Source organism: Pseudomonas sp. OTU750018 (assembly GCF_011636575.1).
GTDB lineage: Bacteria > Pseudomonadota > Gammaproteobacteria > Pseudomonadales > Pseudomonadaceae > Aquipseudomonas > Aquipseudomonas peli.
In genome coordinates this window covers 581,419-601,044 of the sequence record NZ_JAAPAU010000002.1, presented here as the reverse complement: position 1 = coordinate 601,044, position 19,626 = coordinate 581,419, and the positions used below count along the sequence as shown (strand labels likewise).

The following is a 19,626-nucleotide window of genomic DNA, read 5'->3' as shown; positions in this document are numbered from 1 at the left end:
GAAAACATGTATCACGGGGAACGCTTCAACGCCTGGACCCATCTGGTCGGGGCGCTTCTGGCCTGCGCGGGTGCAGTGTGGCTCTTGGTGTTGGCGAGCCTGGACGGTGAGCTGCGTACGATCATCAGTGTGGCGATTTATGGCCTGACCCTGGTGCTGCTCTACAGCATCTCCACGCTTTACCACAGCGTGCAGGGGCGGGCGAAAGTGCTGATGCGCAAGCTTGATCACCTGTCGATCTACCTGCTGATCGCCGGCAGTTATACGCCGTTTTGCCTGATCACCCTCGAAGGTGCCTGGGGGTGGACGTTGTTTGGCATTGTCTGGACGCTGGCAATCATTGGCATGCTGCAGGAGATCAAGCCACGCTCCGAGGCGCGCGTGTTGTCGATTGTGATCTACGCCGTGATGGGCTGGATTGTGTTGATTGCGGTCAAACCGTTGATCGCTGCCCTGGGCATGGAAGGGTTTATCTGGCTGGCCGGTGGCGGGGTGCTGTACACCGTGGGGATCATCTTCTTCGCCTATGACAGCCGCTTCCGCCATTGGCATGGCATCTGGCACTTGTTTGTTATGGGCGGCAGCCTGATGCACTTTATCGCGGTGTTGCGTTACGTCCTCTAATGCCAACATCGGCTTATTCGACGCGCTGCTCGCCTGTATAGCTCAAGGTCACCTTGCAACGCCGGCAGAAGTAGCGCCGGCCTTTGCTGACTAGGGAATGACGCTGGGCTGAAAACGGAAACTCGCCCTGAGGGCAGCTGCATCGGTAGATATAACGGCTGACCGTGCGCCGCTGAACCGCATAGCTGTGGCATCGATTGGGCGGCAGCTCATACACGCCGCGCATGATCAACTGCCATTCTTCTCCATGGGGCTGAATCTTCAGGCCGAACAGCTGATGCGCGATCAGGTGCGCCACTTCATGCGGCACGGTCTGTTTGAGAAAGTCTTCGCGGTTTTCCCGGTACAGCTGCGGGTTGAAGCGCAGCTTGTTTTCCGTCAGGTGAGCCACACCGGCCTTTTGTCCACGCAGCTTGAAACTCACCTCGGCGCGGGCAAAGGGGCGTTTGAAAAAGGCTTCAGCCTGCTGGTAGCACTGTTCTACGCGGCTTAGAAGGTGTTCAGACATAAGTGCGGTGATCAGGATCGGGGCTGCGATTATGCCCAAGCAGCGCAGTGATCACAGCTCTGAAACGACGAAACCACCCGCAGGTGGTTTCGTCTTGTGTCATCAAGTGTGGCGTTAGCTAGTGTAGACCGGGCCGACCCCAAAGCCCCAGAGAATCACCGAACTGGCAATCATCGCCACCAGCACCACCAAACCTACAGCGAGCACCGAGCTGGAGAACATGAAGCCTTCATCCTCGGGTATGCCCATGAAAGTCGGTATGCCGACGTAGAGTAGATAAACCGTGTAACAGATGGCCGCCGTGCCCACCACCATGGCTAGCCAAAGGTGTGGATAGAGCGCCGCCAAGCCACCGATAAACAGCGGTGTAGCGGTATAAGCCGCAAATACCACGCATTGCGTAAGGTTCGGACTGGCATCGTAGGTGCGTGCCATCCAGTGGATAAACGCGCCCATCACTGCGATCCCGGCAAGCATCGCCAGGTAGGTCATGACGGTCATTTGCAACGCACTGGCTTCGGTCAGCATCACCGGCGCTCGATCGCCGATTGCCCAGCCGACCTGGGTGGTGCCGATATAGGCCGAGACTGCGGGAATTGCCGCGAGAATCAGTACGTGGGTGAGATACATGTGGCTGATGGTTTCTTCTTCGCCACGGATTTCCTGCCATTCCTGGTCAGGATGGGTGAATAGCCCCCAAACGTGATGGATCATGCCAGACCTCCTGTTTTTATAGCGGTCGCCCCCCAGCGCAGCGCCTGATTCGCGTGTGCAGCGTCATCAGGTACAAGGCCGAACCTATGCGACCGTATGTCGCAGTATAGGCAGAGGTCGCAATTGGCAAAGGCTGGGTGTTAGAGCAAATCGGACTCTCAAGCACGTCCGTAATAGCGTTCGAGGATTTCCATGGCCTTGTTGATCGACTGCAGGCGCGCCGTGTTGCCGCCGCGATCAGGGTGATGCAGGCTCACCAGTTGTCGGTAGCGGTGCTTAATCATGGCGATATTGAGCGTCTGTTCGCTGCTTTCGAGCTCGAACAGCTCCAGCGCCGCCTGTTTCTCTTCGCTGCCTTGCATGCGCGTCCAGAAACTCAATAGCAGCTTGGCTACATCCTGCTCGTCGGTGTCGTTGAGCTGGCTGAGATCGAGGTAATAGTCACGCAGCGGGTCGTGTTCGCTCAGTTCCGCGCTTCCGGGTTGATAGGGCAGCAATTGGATATTCAGCGCACTGATCTGCAGGTAACCACTCTGCGTCGTCCACAGCCGTTCACGCAGCCGGTAGAGGGCGTTGAACAGCAGAAAGTGGGTGCGGAATAGCACCAGCTTGTCGGTCAGTGGCAGATTGGGGATGTGCACACACTGGCGGGCTTTCAATTGTTGGATTAGCTGGTATTCACCGAGGCCTTCAGGGACCGCGCGCAGCAGCTGGTGCAGTTGTTCGGGCAAGTCGAGGCCCGGGTCGAAGTCGTCATTCATCGGTCGAGCCTAGCATTTCAGCAACTCTGGGGTAGGGCACGTCACGCTTTCTGCGTAAAATGCCGCCTCTTCAACGACTTCCGGACTCCAACGCACCATGGGCACCCTCTCGGTCAATCAGAACAAACTGCAAAAGCGCCTGCGTCGTCAGGCCGGCGAAGCCGTTGCCGACTTCAACATGATCGAGGACGGCGATAAGGTCATGGTCTGCCTGTCTGGCGGCAAGGACAGCTACACCATGCTCGACGTGCTGCTGCACCTGCAGAAGGTCGCGCCGATCAAGTTCGAGATCGTAGCGGTGAATATGGACCAGAAGCAGCCGGGTTTCCCCGAGCATGTGTTGCCGGCCTATCTGGAGTCCATCGGTGTGCCGTATCACATCGTCGAGAAGGACACCTATTCGGTGGTCAAGGAGAAGATCCCGGAAGGCAAGACCACCTGCTCGCTGTGCTCGCGCCTGCGTCGCGGCACGCTGTACACCTTTGCCGATGAGATCGGCGCGACCAAGATGGCCCTAGGTCACCACCGCGACGACATCCTGGAAACCTTCTTCCTCAATATGTTCTACGGCGGCACGCTCAAGGCCATGCCGCCCAAGCTGCGCGCCGACGACGGCCGCAACGTGGTGATTCGCCCGCTGGCTTACTGCAATGAGGCGGATATCGAGGCTTACAGCCAGCTCAAGGAATTCCCGATCATTCCGTGCAACCTCTGTGGTTCTCAGGAAAACCTGCAGCGCCAGGTGGTCAAGGAGATGCTGCAGGACTGGGAGCGCAAGTCGCCGGGCCGCACCGAGATCATGTTCCGTGCCCTGCAGAACGTGGTGCCGTCGCAGCTGGCTGACCGCAACCTGTTCGACTTCAAGAGCCTGAAGATCGACGACAGCGCCACACCGCGCTTCCTTGATGTGATGAACCTCTGATCCAGCAGTTTTCCGCCTCAAGGAATGCCCGATGCGTGATTACAAATGGCTGCATGAGTACTGCCTGAACCGTTTCGGCTCGGTCGCTGCGCTGGAGTCGATCCTGCCGCAGCCGCGCACAGCTGATGAGCTGCGCGCGATCAGTGATGATCGCTACCTCTCAGTGCTCAGCTTGCGGGTGTTCCGCGCGGGCCTAAAGCACAGCCTGGTCGATGCCAAGTGGCCTGCATTCGAGCAGGTGTTCTTCGGTTTCGATCCGGAGAAAGTGGTGCTGATGGGCGCCGAGCGCCTGGAAAACCTGATGCAGGATGCGCGCATCATCCGTCACCTGGGCAAGCTCAAAAGTGTGCCGCGCAATGCCCAGTTCATCCTTGATGTGCAAAAGGAGAAGGGCAGTTTTGGTGCGTTGATTGCTGATTGGCCCGTGAGCGATATCGTTGGCCTGTGGAAGTATTTGGCCAAACATGGCTGTCAGTTAGGCGGACTGTCCGCACCGCGGTTCTTGCGCATGGTTGGCAAGGACACCTTCGTCCCTAGTGATGACATGGTTGCCGCGCTGAAGGCGCAGAATATTATCGACAAGGTGCCGACCAGCCTAAAAGAGCGGGCCGCCGTGCAGGCCGCGTTCAACCAATGGCAGGAGCAGAGCGGGCGGCCGCTGTGCCAGCTGTCAGTGATGCTGGCGCATACGGTCAACCACTGAGGGGCTAGTGATGGAGCGGGCAATCAAGCAGGTCGCACAGCAGCTCAAACAGGCTGAGCGTATCCTGCTGATTACCGGTGCCGGGTTGTCCGCCGATTCCGGTTTGCCCACCTATCGCGGCCTCGGCGGCCTGTATAACGGTCACACAGCCGAAGGCTTGCCGATTGAGGCGGCGTTGTCGGGCTCGATGCTGCAGCGTGATCCGGCGCTGTGCTGGAAATACCTGGCGGAGCTGGGTAAGGCCTGCCTGGGCGCCCAGGCCAATGCGGGACATCACGCGATTGCCGAGCTGCAGCGCAAGAAGCCAGAGTGCTGGCTGCTCACCCAGAATATCGACGGCTACCACCGCGCCGCTGGTAGCCCGATGCAGCGCGTGATCGAGATTCATGGCGAGCTGGCGCCGCTGTATTGCCAGTCCTGTGGCGCTGTCGATACCGAGCTGGCGGAACACCTTGAACGGCCGCTGCCACCAAAATGCCGGCAATGCGCCGGGGTGCTGCGTCCGCCCGTGGTGCTGTTCGAGGAAATGCTCCCAGAGCAGGCCATCGACACGCTCTATACCGAAGTGCGCAAAGGTTTTGAGGTGGTGATCAGCATCGGTACCAGCGCGAGCTTCCCGTATATCGTCGAGCCACTGCTGCGTACCCGCCAGGCGGGTGGCTTTACCGTGGAAATTAACCCGCAGCGAACCGACTTGAGCGCTCGTGTGGATGTTCATCTGCAAGGGCGGGCTTTAGATGTTTTGCCGGAACTACTGAGTCACATTTAGAGCCATAGAATTTGCAAATGCATGCCATAGAGGGCATAGTCACGCTCTTGTGAAATTCACCGACACGGTCGTGCCCATGCTCAAACGCCTCGCACCCCTCGTGCCTATCGCACTCTCCCTGGTTCTGGCCGCCTGCGCCAACCATGCCCCACAGCCAGAGCTGGCAACCCAGCCTGCGGTGTTCTCCTCGACAGAACTTGCCGAGTTTGACGAACAAGCCAAAGAAGCGGCTTTGGGCGACTTCACTGAAGACAAATCCTACAAACTGCCGCAACTGGCTGACAGCATCCTGACTCACGGCCTGTCGCTGGTAGGTACCCGTTATCGTTACGGTGGCAGCTCGGTGAAATCCGGCTTCGATTGCAGCGGCTTTATCGGTTATCTGTTCAAGGAAGAGCTGGGCATGAAACTGCCACGCTCGTCACGCGACATGATCAATATCGACGCACCGCTGGTGTCGCGTGATGACTTGGAGCCGGGTGATCTGCTGTTCTTCAGCACCAGTGGCCGTAACCGCGTCAGCCATGCCGGCATCTATATGGGCGATAACCAGTTTATCCACTCCAGCAGCAGCCGCAGTGGCGGCGTGCGGGTCGATAGTCTGGATGATCGTTACTGGTCGCGTACCTTTATCGAGGCCAAGCGTGCCCTGGCGCTGGCGCCAAGCGAGTCGGTTGTACGTCACCCTTGATCTCGTGAATAGCGACTGAATCTGTTCGGTCGCTGCGATTAACTGACACTCCCGTCCTATCTCGATAATTTTCAACAACCTGCCAAGCAAAGCTAAAGCTTGCACTACGATGTGCAAGCCGGCAGAGTAGGGTGCATCCCGGCTCAGGATCGCTCGTCCATGACCGCTATCACCCGTCTCAGTTTGATTGTGCTTGCCGCGTTGCTCAGCGCCTGCGCCAGCAATGCCCCCACGCCAACCCCCAAGCCAGTTGTGCATGCGCCTATCAGCAGCTTTAACGGCAATGCTGAAGATGTGCTTTTTCGTGCCCTCGGTTTAGTCGGGACACCCTATCGCTACGGCGGCAATACCCCTGATGGCGGCTTTGATTGCAGCGGTCTGATTGGCTATGTCTACCGCGATGCGGCGGGCATCAAACTGCCACGTTCGACCCGCGAGCTGATCAGCATGCGCGCCCCGACTGTCGGCCGTGATCGCCTGCAAAGTGGTGATCTGGTGTTCTTCGCCACTAATGGCGGCAGCCAGGTCAGTCACGCGGGTATCTATGTCGGCGATGGCCGTTTTGTTCATGCACCTTCAAGCGGCGGCACCGTACGCCTGGACAGCCTGAGCAATACGTATTGGCAACGCACTTATCTGAATGCCAAGCGCGTGTTCACCCCGGAACTGGCGCGCAACCCCTGACAGCTTTGGTTTGCAGAGGGAGTAGGCATGACCAACCGAACGCTCAATCTCGATTCCACCCTGTATCAATACCTGCTGGATGTTTCCCTACGTGAAACACCGCTGCTCAAACGTCTGCGTGAGGAAACCGCGCAGCTGAGTACGGCGCGTTGGCAGATTGCTCCCGAGCAGGGGCAGTTTATGGCCTTGCTTGTGCAGCTGACGGGAGCGCGGCGGATTGTCGAGGTCGGCACCTTTACCGGCTACAGCGCCATCTGCATGGCCCAGGCCATGCCTGAGGGTGGTCGGCTGATCTGCTGTGATATTCCCGGCGAATACAACGCCACAGCTGAGCATTACTGGCGCGCCGCGGGATTGAGTGGGTGTATCGAACAGCGTTTGGCGCCGGCGCTACAGACCCTGGTGGAGCTAGAAGCTGAAGGTTTGGCTGGCAGTATCGACCTGCTGTTTATCGACGCCGACAAGGCCAATTACCTCGCCTATCTGGAACATGCCCTGCGCCTGGTGCGCCAGGGTGGACTGATCCTGTTCGATAACACCCTGTGGAGCGGACGTGTGCTTGAGCAGAACCCCGAAAGCGACGACACCCGAGCCATTCAGGCGCTTAACCTGGCGCTGCGTGATGATCCGCGCATCGACCTGTCCCTGTTGCCGTTGGGCGACGGTCTGAGCCTGTGCCGTAAACGCTGAACCCGTATGCCTGAACCGATTCGTCTGCCCGAACAACCTGATGCCTGCGAGCTCTGCGCCCGTGCGGCCGCTTTGACGCGTCACCATTTGATCCCCAAGGCGCTGCACAACAAGGTTTATGTGCAGAAGCGCTTCGGCAAAAGCGAGCGCATCAGCGCCACGCTCTGGGTCTGCCGCGCCTGCCACAACCAGATCCACCGGCTGTTCAGCGAAAAGGAGCTGGCGCTGACCTATAACAATCGCGACAGCCTGCTCAGCGACGAACGCCTACGTACGTTTGTCGAGTGGCTGGCCAGCAAGCCGGCGGGCTTTATGCCCAGACATTGAATCGCGGCTAGGCTTGCTGCTTGTTTGTGATGACCTTCTGAACTCTTAGTAGTGGCGACTGCCGATGACCTGTTTACGCGCGCTGTCATATGTATGCCTTGCTCTGTTGTTGGGCGCCTGTGCTGGGCCAACGCCGCTGATGCTGATGAGTACGCCGGTGATTTATCACCAGGCTGCTATCGATCCTTTCGCCCATTTGTCACCGGCAGAACGGGTGCCCGATGTGGCACTGTTCTACGCCACTACTCGGGCGCCAGAGGGCGTGGGCTATGGCAATCGCGTCAGTCCAACCTTGCAACTGGGGCGTGCCCAGGTGCGTTTGGGCGATCAGCAGAGTGATTGGTCGCAATTGCATTCGGCTTCGGTCAGCGAGCTGCGCGCGCGTGAGCTGCCACTGAGTCTGATTGAGGCTCAGCAAACAGCGATACTGCCGGTGCAGCGGCCGGTTGATGTGCCTTTGGCGCCGGCGGTGCAGAGCTATGTCGATGCGATCAATCTGGCGCTGGACAAGGCCCGCGACAAGGAAATCATCATCTATGTGCATGGTGCAAAAGTGGATTTTGCCAATGCCTGTGAACTGACGGGCGAGCTTGTGCATTTTGCCGGGCGCGACTTTGTCGGTCTGGCGTTCGACTGGCCGTCACACCAGAACATTGCCAGTTATCTGCTCGGCATCGATGTGAATCGCGCTCGTGATTCCAGCCAGGCGTTGGCGCAGTTGATCGAGCTGCTGGCGCGACATACCGCTGCTGAGCGGATCAACCTGATCGCCTATAGCGCCGGTGGGCGCGTGGCATCTCTGGCGTTGCAGGCGTTCCAGAATCGTCATCCGGATTTGAATACCGCGCAGTTACAGGCGCGTTATCGGATTGGCGCGGTGGTGTTTGCCGCTGCGGATGTCCCCGAGGAAGTATTTGAAGGGCGTCTGCCGGCAATCAGTCGCGTCGCTGAACAGGTGATGATCACCGTGTCCGATCAGGACGAGGCGCTGGATTACGCGCAGCGCCTGATGCCCGGTGGCGCGCGGATTGGCAGCAGTCGGGCCGAGCAGAGCCTGCACCAGTTCACCCGCAGGCGGCACTTGAACAATGTCACTCTGCTGGATGTTTCCGGTAATAGCAGCGAGCGCGGCTTTGATATCGTCGGGCATCACTACTGGTACCGTCATCCCTGGGTCAGCAGTGATGTGATCTTGCTGCTGCGTACCAACCTGCCGCCGGATCAGCGAGCGCTATCTGTCACCGAGCACCCGGCAGTCTGGTACATGAATACGGACTACCCGCTGACGGTACGTGAAGCAACCCGGCGGGTACTCAAGGGGCAGTGGTAGGTGCTCTGGTCTGGCCTTAGCTGACGAAGCATGCAGCTTGTCGCAAGCAGGGTGTACGCCTGGATACGGCTATTAAAAACCAACGTAAAGCGGACGAGGAATCAGCATGTTTACCCCTAAGCGTTTTGCCCTTTTAGCTCTGCTCGGCCTGCCGTTAGCGACCCTGCAGGCGGCTGAGCCATCGTTCAGCTGTACCAAGGTTGAGGCTGGCAGTATCGAGGAGCTGATTTGTCAGGCGCCTGCTCTGGCCGAGCTTGATCAGAAAATGTCGAATGTTTATCAGCAGGCGTCGGCCAAGGCCATAAACCAGCATCCACCGGTACTCAAGGCTGAGCAGAGAGGTTGGATAAAAGGCCGCAATGACTGCTGGAAGGCCGCTGACCGTGAGCAGTGCGTAGCCGAGAGCTATCGCCTGCGGATTGCCGAATTGCAGGCGCGCTACGCGTTACTGAAAGGGACCGGTCCGGTGCGTTTTCAATGCGATGGTCTGCCGGCCAAGGAAGTCATCGTCACCTACTACCCCACCGAGCCTGGGACCCTGGTGGCCGAGTTTGCTGACAGCGTGTCGTTGATGTATCAGCAGCCTGCAGCCAGCGGCAGCAAATATCAGGGGCGCAACGAATCATTCTGGGAGCACCAGGGGGAGGCGACCGTGGTGTGGGGCTATGGCTCGCCCGAGATGAAGTGTCAGGCCAAGTAACCCTGGTGGCTTAAGCAGTCTGCGCCAAATGGCGCATTCGTTTGACGCTTAATCATGAACTCTCTAACCTTCGCGCCTTGTAGCAGGTGCCCCCAACGCATTGCGTGTGCGGGGTGAAACAGGGAAGTCGGTGCGCTGTGCGTGTGAACGCCCGCTATTCCGACGCTGCCCCCGCAACGGTAAGTGAGTCAAACGCCGCAAGAACCACTGTGCGTGATGCATGGGAAGGTGCGGTCGTGAGCCATTCGGCTCGCTCACAAGCCCGGAGACCGGCCTGCTGCAGTCCACGGCATCGCGGAGGGCGATGGCTGGCGTGTGGTGTGCGCTGTGCGCAGGCCCGCGCTTTCCCTATCCCCGCATGCTTTTTCCAGCCAGATCGCCCTGTGGCGGTGGAGCATGCGATGACTGAATCGATTGAACGTGACGCCCGGCACAAGGCGCGCATGGCCCGCAAGAAAGCCCTTATCGATGAAAAGATTGCCCAGGCCCAGGATGAGTACGGCCTGCTGCTGGTGCACAGCGGTAATGGCAAGGGCAAGAGCAGCAGCGCCTTCGGCATGGTTGCCCGCGCCCTGGGCCACGGCCTCAAAGTGGGCGTGGTGCAATTTATCAAGGGTGCAGCCAGCACAGGCGAAGAAGCCTTCTTTCGCCGTTTTCCCGATGAAGTCAGCTACCACGTGATGGGCGAAGGCTTTACCTGGGAGACCCAGGATCGCCAGCGTGATATCGACAAGGCGCGCGAAGCCTGGACGGTGGCGGCGCAGCTGCTGAATGACCCGGCCATCGGTCTGGTGGTGCTCGACGAGCTGAATATCGCCCTGAAGTACGGTTATCTGGAACTCGACGCGGTGCTCGCCGACATCGAAGCGCGGCCGCTGCTACAGCATGTGGTGGTAACCGGTCGTGGCGCGTTGCCGGGGATGATCGAGGCAGCGGATACCGTGACCGAGATGAGCCTGGTCAAGCATGCGTTCAAGGCCGGGGTTAAGGCGCAGAAGGGCGTGGAGTTTTGAACAGCGCCCACTCTTGCCCCGCGTTATTGATCGCTGCACCGGCCTCCGGTCAGGGTAAAACCACGGTCACCGCAGCCTTGGCGCGCTTGCATGCACGCCAGGGCAAGCGCGTGCGGGTGTTCAAGTGCGGCCCGGACTTTCTTGACCCGATGATTCTTGCTCGCGCCAGCGGCGCGCCGGTGTATCAGCTCGACCTGTGGATGGTCGGTGAAGCCGAGAGTCGTCGTCTGCTCTGGGAGGCGGCGGGTGAGGCTGACCTGATTCTGATTGAAGGGGTGATGGGCCTGTTCGATGGCACGCCTTCGGCAGCCGATTTGGCCCGGCACTTTGGTGTGCCGGTGCTGGCGGTGATCGACGGTTCGGCCATGGCGCAGACCTTTGGCGCTATGGCCCATGGACTGGCGACCTTCCAGGCGGATTTGCCGTTTTCTGGCGTGCTCGGTAATCGGGTTGGCAGTGCGCGGCATGGCGAGATTCTGCGTGATGCGCTGCCAGCCTCGATTCGCTGGTACGGCGCGCTACCGCGCAGCGCCGAGGTCGGTTTACCGAGCCGCCATCTCGGCCTGGTTCAGGCGGGCGAACTGCTCGACCTGGATGCCCGTCTGGATGCCGCCGCCGATGCCTTGGCTGCCAGTGCCGATACCAGTCTGCCGCCGCCAGTCAGCTTCGCCGCGCCCGAACAGGCCAGGCCCGCGCCGTTGCTTAAGGGCGTACGCATTGGCGTAGCGCGCGACAGCGCTTTTGCCTTTCTCTATCAGGCCAACCTCGATTTGCTGCGCGAGCTGGGCGCTGAATTAGCGTTCTTTTCGCCGCTTACAGATGAACAGTTACCGGATATCGACAGCCTGTACCTGCCCGGCGGTTACCCGGAGTTGCACCTGTCCACGCTTGAAGCTAACCAGGCCATGGCCGAGGCAATCCGCGCTCACCATGAGGCAGGCAAACCGATCCACGCCGAGTGCGGTGGCATGCTTTACCTGCTCGACAAACTGACCGACAAACAGGGCGCCAGCGGGCAGATGCTCGGTTTGTTAAACGGCGAGGCGACCCTGCAACCACGCATGACCGCCATGGCCCTGCAACAGGCTGAGCTGCCGGAAGGGCTGCTGCGCGGCCACAGTTTTCACTACTCGGCGCTCAGCAGCGAACTGCAACCGCTTACCCGTGGCGAGTGCCCGAACTACAAGCGCACCAGTGAGGCGGTCTATCGCCAGGGGCGGATGACCGCCTCCTATATTCACTTCTATCTGCCGTCCGATCCGGTTGCCGCTGCCGCGTTGTTTTGTCCCGGTGCGCCGGCATGAGTGAGCAGGCTTTCAGTGCCGAAGAGCGTGCGGCGGTGTACCGCGCCATCGCTGAACGGCGCGATATGCGCCATTTCAGCGGTGGCGAGGTGGCACCCGAGTTGCTCGCGCGCTTGCTCGAAGCTGCGCATCAGGCGCCCAGCGTGGGCATGATGCAGCCCTGGCGATTTATTCGCATCACCCGTCCGGCCTTGCGCGAAGCGATCCACGGCCTGGTAGAGAAGGAGCGCACGCGCACCGCCGAGGCGTTGGGTGAGCGCAGCGATGAATTTATGCGGTTGAAAGTCGAGGGTATACGCGATTGCGCCGAACTGTTGGTGGTGGCCCTGATGGACGGGCGTGAGGCCCATGTGTTTGGCCGCCGCACCTTGCCGGAGATGGACCTAGCCTCCCTGGCCTGCGCGATTCAGAACCTCTGGCTGGCGGCCCGCGCAGAGGGTTTGGGCATGGGCTGGGTGTCGCTGTTCGAGCCCCAAGCCCTGGCGGATCTGCTCAACATGCCGACCGGCAGCAAGCCATTGGCGGTGCTGTGCCTGGGACCGGTGACGGAATTCTATGAGGCGCCGATGCTGGTGCAGCAGGGGTGGGCTGAGCCTCGGCCGCTCAACGAGTTGCTGTTCGAGAATCAGTGGGGCACGCCATGAGCCTGGTGCTGAGTACCTGCGCCGGAGTCGTTCTGGATGCGATTTTTGGCGAACCCAAGGGCTGGCACCCGCTGGTGGCCTTTGGTCGTATGGCCGAGCGTATCGAGCAACGCTTCAATCCGGCGGGCAGCGGTTGGCGCAGCCATGGCGTCAGCGCCTGGTGCCTGGCGGTGTTGCCGCTGACCCTGCTGGCCTGGCTGTTGAGTGAGATCAGCGGGCTGGGTTGGGCGGTGGAGATCATTGCCTTGTATGCCGCCCTGGGTCTGAAAAGCCTGGGCGAGCATGCCATGCCAGTGGCGCAGGCGCTGCGTCTGGGGGATTTGCGCCTGGCCCGCGAGCGGGTTGGCTATATGGTCAGCCGCAATACTGCGCAGCTGGATGCCACGGGTGTGGCCCGCGCGGGTAGCGAATCGGTGCTGGAAAACGGCAGCGACGCGGTGTTCGCCGCGCTGTTCTGGTTTGTCTTGGCTGGCGCACCGGGCGTGGTGCTGTATCGCCTGAGCAATACCCTGGACGCCATGTGGGGCTATCGCAATGAACGCTTTGAGCGCTTCGGCTGGGCCGCGGCGAAGATCGACGATGCACTCAATTATCTGCCTGCGCGGCTGGTCGCCTTGACCTACGCGTTGCTGGGTAAAACCCTGTTGGCGCTGCGTTGCTGGCGCACTCAGGCGCCGCTGTGGGACAGCCCGAATGCTGGCCCCGTGATGGCAGCGGGTGCAGGGGCCTTGGGCGTGAGCCTGGGCGGTGCGGCGGAATATCACGGTGAGGTGCATGTGCGGCCTGATCTGGGTGCGGGGCCGCCGCCCCGGGCGAGGGATATCGAACGGGCAGTCAATCTGGTCTACGGCGGCGTGCTGCTGTGGCTGGCGCTGCTACTGCTGTGGGGGCTGTTTTATGCTTGAACATGGTGGCCGGCTACGCGCAGCCTCGCTGCGTTATGGCATAGCCCTGGCGGAGTGGCTGGATTTGTCCACCGGCATTGCACCCTACGGCTGGCCCTTGCCCGCCATTCCGGCCAGTGCCTGGACACGCTTGCCCGAGCAGCAGGACGGTCTGGAAATCGCTGCGCGTGATTACTACGGCGTCGCCAACCTGCTACCGGTGGCGGGTTCGCAAGCCGCCATTCAGACGCTGCCGCGTCTGCTGCGGCACGTCACTGTGGGCATTGTTTCACCCGCTTATGCCGAGCATGCGGCGGCCTGGCAGCGCGAAGGGCATCGTTTGCTGGAACTCAGCGAAGGAGCCATCGAGCGAGCGCTGGAGCGCATCGATGTGCTGTTGCTGGTCAACCCGAATAACCCCACCGGCCGCTGTATTGAACCTGCGCGTTTGCTGGAGTGGCATCGGCGGTTGGCCGAGCGGGGCGGCTGGCTGGTGGTGGACGAGGCCTTTATCGATTGCGCGCCGGCATTCAGCCTGGCGGCGTTCAGTGAGTTGCCCGGGTTGATCGTGCTGCGCTCGTTTGGCAAATTTTTCGGTTTGGCGGGCATTCGTCTGGGTTTTGTCCTGGCGCAACCGCAGCTGCTGGCGCAACTGGCCGAATTGCTCGGCCCTTGGGCCATCAGCGGACCGAGCCGCGTGGTGGCCACGGCGTTGTTGCAGGACATTGCCGGCCAGCAGGCGCAACGTGAGCGGTTACTCGCCGACGGTGAACGCCTGGCGGCGCTGTTGGCTGCGCATGGGTTCAGCCCCACAGGTGGTTGCGCGTTGTTCCAGTTCTGTTGCACACCGCAGGCTGCCTTGCTGCATGAGTTTCTCGCCCTGCAAGGCATCCTTACCCGCCTGTTTGAAAAGCCGCTGAGCCTGCGGTTTGGTTTGCCACCGGATGAAGCCGGCTGGCAGCGTTTGCAGCAGGCGCTGGCGGTCTTCGCTGGAGAGCTGGCATGAGCACACTGATGGTGCAGGGCACCACCTCCGATGCTGGCAAAAGCACCCTGGTCACCGCACTGTGCCGCTGGCTTAAGCGCCAGGGCGTTAGCGTGGTGCCGTTTAAACCGCAGAATATGGCGCTCAACTCAGCGGTCACCGCCGATGGTGGCGAAATCGGTCGCGCCCAGGCAGTACAGGCCCAGGCCGCCGGGCTGGCGCCGCATACTGACATGAACCCGGTGCTGCTCAAACCCAATAGCGACACCGGCGCCCAAGTGATCATCCACGGCCGCGCCCTGAGCAGCATGGATGCTGTGGCGTACCACGATTACAAAAAGGTGGCGATGCAGGCGGTGCTGCAGTCGCACCAGCGTCTGAGCGCCGCTTATCCGGTGGTGATGGTGGAGGGCGCCGGTTCGCCAGCGGAGATCAACCTGCGCGCCGGCGATATCGCCAATATGGGTTTTGCCGAGGCGGTGGATTGCCCGGTGATTCTGATTGCCGATATCGACAAGGGCGGGGTGTTTGCCCATCTGGTCGGCACCCTGGCATTGCTTTCCGAGAGCGAACAGTCGCGGGTCCAGGGTTTTGTGATCAACCGCTTTCGCGGCGATATCGCCTTGCTGCAACCGGGGCTGGATTGGCTGGAGCAGCGCACCGGCAAACCGGTACTGGGCGTATTGCCTTATCTGATGGATTTCCATCTGGAGGCCGAGGACGCCATTGATATTCGCCAGAGCGCCAAGACGGCCGAGCGGATCAAGGTGGTGGTACCGGTGTTGCCCCGCATCAGCAACCACACCGATTTCGATCCGCTGCGCCTGCATCCGCAGGTTGAGCTGACCTTTGTCGGCCCGGGCCAGGCCATTCCTGCGGCCGACCTGATTATCTTGCCCGGCTCGAAAAGCGTACGCAGCGATCTGGCCTTTCTGCGTGAGCAGGGCTGGCCGGCAGTCCTTAACAAACACTTGCGCTATGGCGGCAAGTTACTGGGTATCTGCGGTGGGCTGCAGATGCTCGGCCATCAGATTGATGATCCGCATGGGCTGGAAGGCGCGGCAGGTTTCAGCCCTGGGTTGGGGCTTCTGGATTTCCACACGGTGCTGGAGCCGGAGAAGCAGCTGCGCAATGTACGCGGCCAGCTGTGTCTGGAAAATGCCCCGGTCAGTGGCTACGAAATTCATGCTGGGGTCAGCTCTGGCCAGGGGTTGAACGCGGCTGTGCGCCTCGATGATGGTCGCAGCGACGGCGCGCTTAGCGCGGATGGCCAGGTGCTCGGCACCTATTTGCACGGCCTGTTTGAAACCCCGGAGGCGTGCAGCGCCTTGCTGCGCTGGGCGGGGCTGCGTGACGTGCAGTCGGTGGATTACCACGCCCTGCGTGAGCGTGATATCGAGCGCCTGGCTGATCTGGTCGAGGCGCATCTGGATACGGCCCGGCTGCGCGAGTTATGTGGAGTAGGTCATGCATGAACTGATTCTCGGCGGTGCCCGCTCTGGCAAAAGTCGTCTCGCCGAGCGTTTGGCGGCCGAATCCGGCCTGGCCGTGACTTATATCGCCACCAGTCAGCCTCTGGATGGTGAGATGAATAGCCGTATTCAACATCACCGCGAACGTCGGCCGGTGCATTGGGGCCTGGTGGAAGAACCGCTGGCTCTGGCCCGAGTGCTGCGCGAACAGGCGGGTGCCGACAAGTGTCTGCTGGTCGATTGCCTGACGCTGTGGCTGACCAACTTGTTAATGCTCGATGATCCGGCGCGCCTGAGCGCCGAGCGCGATGCGTTGCTGGATTGCCTCAGCGACTTGCCGGGGCGGCTACTGCTGGTCAGCAATGAGACCGGCCTGGGCGTGGTGCCGCTGGGCGAGCTGACCCGGCGTTATGTTGATGAGGCCGGCTGGTTGCACCAGGCCCTGGCCGAACGCTGTGAGCGTGTGGTGTTTACCGTGGCGGGTCTGCCGATGGTTCTCAAAGGAGAGGCGCTGTGAGTGAGCAATGGTGGCAGCAAGGCTGTCAGGCGTTGGACAGGCCTGCGCGCAACACCGCCGAGGCGCGGCAGCAGCAGCTGACCAAGCCGGCCGGCTCCCTCGGCCAGCTGGAGCAGCTGGCGATTGAGCTGGCGGCCATGCAAGGCAGCCAGCGGCCGCAGGTCGACCGGCTGTGGATCAGCATTTTTGCCGGTGACCATGGTGTGGTCGCTGAAGGGGTTTCGGCATTCCCCCAAGCCGTCACCGGGCAGATGCTGCGCAACTTCGTCAATGGAGGTGCGGCGATCAGCGTACTGGCCAAACAATTGGGCGCGACGCTTGAGGTGATCGACCTGGGTACCGCGCTGCTGTTGGAACCGCTGCGCGGCGTGCGTCATTTGCATCTCGGTGAAGGTACGCAGAATTTCGTCCAAGGCCCGGCGATGACTGCCGCGCAGTTACTGCAGGCCCTGGCTGCCGGCCAAGCCAGCGTGCAGCGTGCCTGTGAAGCTGGCAGCCAGCTGTTTATCGGCGGCGAGATGGGCATCGGCAATACCACTGCCGCCACAGCCATGGCCTGCCTGCTGCTGGAGTGTCCGGCGCAAGAGTTGGTCGGCCCCGGCACCGGCCTGGATAGCGCGGGTGTGGCGCATAAAGCCAAGGTCATCGAGGCAGCCCTGGCCTTGCATCGCCCGGCGATCAGCGACCCCATCGATATCCTGCAGCGCCTCGGCGGCTTTGAGATTGCGGCGCTGAGCGGCGCTTATCTGGCTTGCGCGCAGCGGGGCATCACTGCACTGGTGGATGGGTTTATCTGCAGCGTGGCCGCGCTCATGGCGGTGCGCCTGAATCCGGCTTGCCGCGACTGGCTGTTGTTTGCTCACAGCGGCGCCGAGCCCGGCCATCAGCGGGTGCTCAAGGCGCTGCAGGCCGAGCCGCTGCTTGATCTGGGCCTGCGTCTGGGCGAGGGCAGTGGCGCGGCTTTGGTGGTGCCACTGCTGCAACTGGCCTGCAGCCTGCACAACGACATGGCCACCTTTGCCGAGGCGGCGGTAGCCGAGCGTCCGCTATGACGGTCTATCTGGAACTGCTGCGTCACGGTGAAACCGAACTGGGCGGCGGCCTGCGCGGTAGCCTCGACGATGCCCTGACCGAAACCGGTTGGGCGCAGCTGCGCACGGCAGTGGCTGACGGCAGCCGCTGGGATCGCTTGATCAGCTCGCCTTTGCAGCGCTGCGCGCGTTTTGCCGAAGAGCTGGCCGCGCAGCATGGCGTGCCACTCAGTCTGGAGCCTGATCTGCAGGAACTGCATTTCGGCGCTTGGGAAGGGCGCAGTACCGCCGAGCTGATGCAGACCAACGCAGAAGAGTTGGGCCGTTTCTGGAACGATCCCTATGGTTTCACCCCGCCCGAAGGCGAGACCTTGCTGGCCTTTGAGGCGCGGATACTGGGTGCCTTGCAACGCTTGCAGGCCCGGTATGCCGGCGAGCGCTTGTTGCTGGTCACCCATGGCGGGGTGATTCGCCTGCTGCTGGCGCGTGCCCGTGGCTTGCCGCGCAATGATCTGCTGCAGGTTGCTGTGGGTCATGCCGAGCGCTATCAACTGTGCCTGGATGAACAAGGTGAGCTGTGGGAGCGCGCATGACGCCTTGGTGGATTGCCCTGCAGTTCCTTACCCGTTTGCCCGTGACCCTGGCCGGCATGCCGACGCCTAAGCAGGTCGGTCGCTCGCTGTTGTTCTATCCGCTGGTGGGGCTGTTGATCGGCCTGTTGTTGCTCGCTGCGCAACACTTGCTGGGCGATAGCGCGGTGCTGCTGCAGGCGGCGTTGTTGCTGGCGCTGTGGGTGGGTATCAGCGGCGGCTTGCACCTGGATGGCCTGGCCGACAGTGCCGATGCCTGGGTCGGTGGTTTTGGCGATAAGCAGCGCACCCTGGCGATCATGAAAGACCCTCGCAGCGGACCGATCGCAGTGGTGGTGCTGGTGCTGCTGTTGCTGCTCAAGTTCGCCGCGCTGGTGGCCTTGCTGGAGAGCGGCGCCGGATTGCTGTTGCTACTGGTGCCTTGGCTGGCGCGTTGTCTATTGCCGCTGCTATTTATGACCACACCCTATGTGCGCGCCGGCGGCCTCGGTCAGGCCTTGGCCGAACACCTTCCGCGCCGGCAACTGCCCTGGGTGTTGGTTGCCAATGTGCTGGCCATGTTGCTGTTTGGATGGTCGGCTTTGCTCGCCTTGCTGGTGGCCGGGGGCGTATTTATCTTGCTGCGCAGCTTGATGCTCAAGCGTTTGGATGGCACCACCGGTGATACCGCTGGAGCTCTGCTGGAAATCGCCGAGTGCGCGGTGGTTGTGGCGTTAGCCTGCTAGCGTGTAAGGACAGCAAGACACAGCAGGGATGGACATGGGGCGTAGGTTGCTTTACTCGACGCTGGCGACGGCACTGCTTGGGATCGTGCCCTGTGTGGATACCATTCAGGCCGAGGAGCTGGTATGGGGCGTTGTACCGATACCCGGCGCCTTCAATGTGCGTGACGGTGAGGTGATTGATGGCGTGCTGTACGAGGTCATGCAACTGCTGGCCGCCCGTCTACCCGAGTTGCAGATGCGTTTTGAGGTTTTACCCATGGCTCGGGTTGAACAACGCATGAGCGAGCAGGGTGAACTGTGCAGCAGTGGCCAGCTGCAGAGCCCCGAACGCGACCAGTTGGGTTACTTCGTACCCTATGTGGCGAGCACACCGATCCATGTGCTGGTACGCAGGCAAACCCTGGATCAACTGCTGATCGAAGACGGTCAGGTCAGCCTTGACTGGCTATTCGGTAATCCTTATTTGCGAGGGGCTCTGGCCAAGAGTCGCGTCTATCCCGCGCCGATTCGTGATCGCCTACTTAAAGCGCACGCCGAAGGCCGCATCCCTGAGCTAGGCGGTAGCCTGGCCGGCGAGAATTTGCTGCTGATGGTCAGCCATCACCGTCTGGATTATGTCTTCGATTACCCCGTGATCTACACCGAGGTAATGCGCCATTTCAGTCTCAGTGATGCGCTGGTCAGCTTACCGCTGCGCGAGAACGCTGAACTGGTGACGGTGGGCATCTATTGCTCGCGCACACCATGGGGCGCGCAGATGGCTCGGCGTCTCGATCAGGCGATTCGCGAGGTTTCCGCCGCGCCCGCCAGCACCCTGGCGATTTACCAGCGTTGGCTGCCGCCTGAGGTGTACAGCCATTACCACGATGCGTTGCTGCAGTTTTTTGCTCAGCGCGCCAGCGACGCGCCGCTGCGGTTCGATTAGCCGATGGTCGGCTTGTCGGCATGGTCAATTCAGCGTGCAATCTGTAACACCGGATTGCCGAGCAGCTGTAGCTGTTGCCAGCGCGGGTAGGGGTATATACCTGCGTCATCTTG

24 protein-coding genes and 1 riboswitch are annotated in these 19,626 nt (G+C 61.1%); of the genes, 21 read left to right on the top strand and 3 right to left on the bottom strand.

What is annotated here, in order from left to right; genetic code table 11:
• Positions 1 to 6 precede the first annotated feature (6 nt).
• Positions 7 to 624, top strand: a complete 618-nt coding sequence (trhA, locus tag HCI85_RS11595; protein WP_167144820.1) for a PAQR family membrane homeostasis protein TrhA — start codon at positions 7 to 9, stop codon at positions 622 to 624.
• A 13-nt stretch (positions 625 to 637) separates the two neighbouring features.
• On the opposite strand, the gene HCI85_RS11590 is transcribed toward trhA, so the two are convergent.
• The 3 genes from HCI85_RS11590 to HCI85_RS11580 all read right to left on the bottom strand — a co-directional run bounded on the left by HCI85_RS11590 (position 638) and on the right by HCI85_RS11580 (position 2,607).
• A complete protein-coding gene (locus tag HCI85_RS11590) occupies positions 638 to 1,132 on the bottom strand; it encodes a SprT family zinc-dependent metalloprotease (protein ID WP_160087406.1) in 495 nt (164 codons plus the stop codon).
• Between the two features lie 114 nt (positions 1,133 to 1,246).
• Positions 1,247 to 1,846 (bottom strand): Yip1 family protein, encoded by a 600-nt coding sequence (locus HCI85_RS11585; RefSeq protein ID WP_090253063.1) that lies wholly within the window; start codon positions 1,844 to 1,846, stop codon positions 1,247 to 1,249.
• 158 nt (positions 1,847 to 2,004) lie between these two features.
• On the bottom strand, positions 2,005 to 2,607 hold the full coding sequence (locus tag HCI85_RS11580; RefSeq protein ID WP_167144819.1) for a DNA-J related domain-containing protein: 603 nt from the start codon (positions 2,605 to 2,607) through the stop codon (positions 2,005 to 2,007).
• 97 nt (positions 2,608 to 2,704) lie between these two features.
• Here HCI85_RS11580 and ttcA point away from each other — a divergent pair, with 97 nt between their 5' ends.
• The 20 genes from ttcA (at position 2,705) to HCI85_RS11480 (ending at position 19,513) form a co-directional block, all read left to right on the top strand.
• Entirely contained in the window at positions 2,705 to 3,529 is an 825-nt protein-coding gene (gene ttcA / locus HCI85_RS11575; protein ID WP_090253070.1) for a tRNA 2-thiocytidine(32) synthetase TtcA, read from the top strand.
• A gap of 31 nt (positions 3,530 to 3,560) precedes the next feature.
• Positions 3,561 to 4,232 (top strand): DNA-3-methyladenine glycosylase I, encoded by a 672-nt coding sequence (locus tag HCI85_RS11570; protein WP_167144818.1) that lies wholly within the window; start codon positions 3,561 to 3,563, stop codon positions 4,230 to 4,232.
• Positions 4,233 to 4,242: 10 nt separating this feature from the next.
• Positions 4,243 to 5,001 carry an NAD-dependent deacylase gene (locus HCI85_RS11565; RefSeq protein WP_167144817.1) on the top strand — a complete coding sequence of 253 codons (759 nt, stop codon included), beginning with the start codon at positions 4,243 to 4,245 and terminating at the stop codon, positions 4,999 to 5,001.
• Positions 5,002 to 5,077: 76 nt separating this feature from the next.
• The gene (locus HCI85_RS11560; protein ID WP_167144816.1) at positions 5,078 to 5,692 is read left to right on the top strand and encodes a C40 family peptidase; all 615 of its coding nucleotides are present in this window, start codon (positions 5,078 to 5,080) and stop codon (positions 5,690 to 5,692) included.
• A gap of 159 nt (positions 5,693 to 5,851) precedes the next feature.
• Entirely contained in the window at positions 5,852 to 6,376 is a 525-nt protein-coding gene (locus HCI85_RS11555) for a C40 family peptidase (protein ID WP_167144815.1), read from the top strand.
• Positions 6,377 to 6,403: 27 nt separating this feature from the next.
• Complete coding sequence (locus HCI85_RS11550; RefSeq protein WP_090253080.1) at positions 6,404 to 7,066, top strand: O-methyltransferase; 663 nt, start codon at positions 6,404 to 6,406, stop codon at positions 7,064 to 7,066.
• Positions 7,067 to 7,072: 6 nt separating this feature from the next.
• Complete coding sequence (locus HCI85_RS11545) at positions 7,073 to 7,393, top strand: hypothetical protein (protein ID WP_167144814.1); 321 nt, start codon at positions 7,073 to 7,075, stop codon at positions 7,391 to 7,393.
• A gap of 64 nt (positions 7,394 to 7,457) precedes the next feature.
• Positions 7,458 to 8,723, top strand: a complete 1,266-nt coding sequence (locus HCI85_RS11540; RefSeq protein WP_167144813.1) for an alpha/beta hydrolase — start codon at positions 7,458 to 7,460, stop codon at positions 8,721 to 8,723.
• Positions 8,724 to 8,829: 106 nt separating this feature from the next.
• Positions 8,830 to 9,423 (top strand): MliC family protein, encoded by a 594-nt coding sequence (locus HCI85_RS11535; RefSeq protein WP_090253088.1) that lies wholly within the window; start codon positions 8,830 to 8,832, stop codon positions 9,421 to 9,423.
• Between the two features lie 67 nt (positions 9,424 to 9,490).
• Positions 9,491 to 9,715, top strand: a riboswitch (cobalamin riboswitch).
• A gap of 109 nt (positions 9,716 to 9,824) precedes the next feature.
• Positions 9,825 to 10,436, top strand: coding sequence for a cob(I)yrinic acid a,c-diamide adenosyltransferase (cobO, locus tag HCI85_RS11530; RefSeq protein ID WP_090253090.1), 612 nt, complete (start codon positions 9,825 to 9,827; stop codon positions 10,434 to 10,436).
• A complete protein-coding gene (locus HCI85_RS11525) occupies positions 10,433 to 11,740 on the top strand; it encodes a cobyrinate a,c-diamide synthase (RefSeq protein ID WP_167144812.1) in 1,308 nt (435 codons plus the stop codon). The genes cobO and HCI85_RS11525 overlap by 4 nt, the downstream gene beginning before the upstream one ends.
• Positions 11,737 to 12,384 carry a 5,6-dimethylbenzimidazole synthase gene (bluB, locus tag HCI85_RS11520; RefSeq protein WP_167144811.1) on the top strand — a complete coding sequence of 216 codons (648 nt, stop codon included), beginning with the start codon at positions 11,737 to 11,739 and terminating at the stop codon, positions 12,382 to 12,384. The genes HCI85_RS11525 and bluB overlap by 4 nt, the downstream gene beginning before the upstream one ends.
• Positions 12,381 to 13,289 (top strand): adenosylcobinamide-phosphate synthase CbiB, encoded by a 909-nt coding sequence (cbiB, locus tag HCI85_RS11515; RefSeq protein ID WP_167144810.1) that lies wholly within the window; start codon positions 12,381 to 12,383, stop codon positions 13,287 to 13,289. Before bluB ends, cbiB begins: the two co-directional genes overlap by 4 nt.
• A complete protein-coding gene (gene cobD / locus HCI85_RS11510) occupies positions 13,282 to 14,274 on the top strand; it encodes a threonine-phosphate decarboxylase CobD (RefSeq protein WP_167144809.1) in 993 nt (330 codons plus the stop codon). Before cbiB ends, cobD begins: the two co-directional genes overlap by 8 nt.
• On the top strand, positions 14,271 to 15,728 hold the full coding sequence (locus tag HCI85_RS11505) for a cobyric acid synthase (protein WP_167144808.1): 1,458 nt from the start codon (positions 14,271 to 14,273) through the stop codon (positions 15,726 to 15,728). The genes cobD and HCI85_RS11505 overlap by 4 nt, the downstream gene beginning before the upstream one ends.
• A complete protein-coding gene (gene cobU / locus HCI85_RS11500) occupies positions 15,721 to 16,242 on the top strand; it encodes a bifunctional adenosylcobinamide kinase/adenosylcobinamide-phosphate guanylyltransferase (RefSeq protein WP_167144807.1) in 522 nt (173 codons plus the stop codon). The genes HCI85_RS11505 and cobU overlap by 8 nt, the downstream gene beginning before the upstream one ends.
• A complete protein-coding gene (cobT, locus tag HCI85_RS11495) occupies positions 16,239 to 17,294 on the top strand; it encodes a nicotinate-nucleotide--dimethylbenzimidazole phosphoribosyltransferase (RefSeq protein ID WP_167144806.1) in 1,056 nt (351 codons plus the stop codon). Before cobU ends, cobT begins: the two co-directional genes overlap by 4 nt.
• The gene (gene cobC, locus HCI85_RS11490; RefSeq protein WP_167144805.1) at positions 17,291 to 17,866 is read left to right on the top strand and encodes an alpha-ribazole phosphatase family protein; all 576 of its coding nucleotides are present in this window, start codon (positions 17,291 to 17,293) and stop codon (positions 17,864 to 17,866) included. Before cobT ends, cobC begins: the two co-directional genes overlap by 4 nt.
• Entirely contained in the window at positions 17,863 to 18,588 is a 726-nt protein-coding gene (locus HCI85_RS11485; protein ID WP_167144804.1) for an adenosylcobinamide-GDP ribazoletransferase, read from the top strand. Before cobC ends, HCI85_RS11485 begins: the two co-directional genes overlap by 4 nt.
• Positions 18,589 to 18,682: 94 nt before the next feature.
• Positions 18,683 to 19,513 carry a hypothetical protein gene (locus HCI85_RS11480; protein WP_167144803.1) on the top strand — a complete coding sequence of 277 codons (831 nt, stop codon included), beginning with the start codon at positions 18,683 to 18,685 and terminating at the stop codon, positions 19,511 to 19,513.
• Positions 19,514 to 19,626 lie beyond the last annotated feature (113 nt).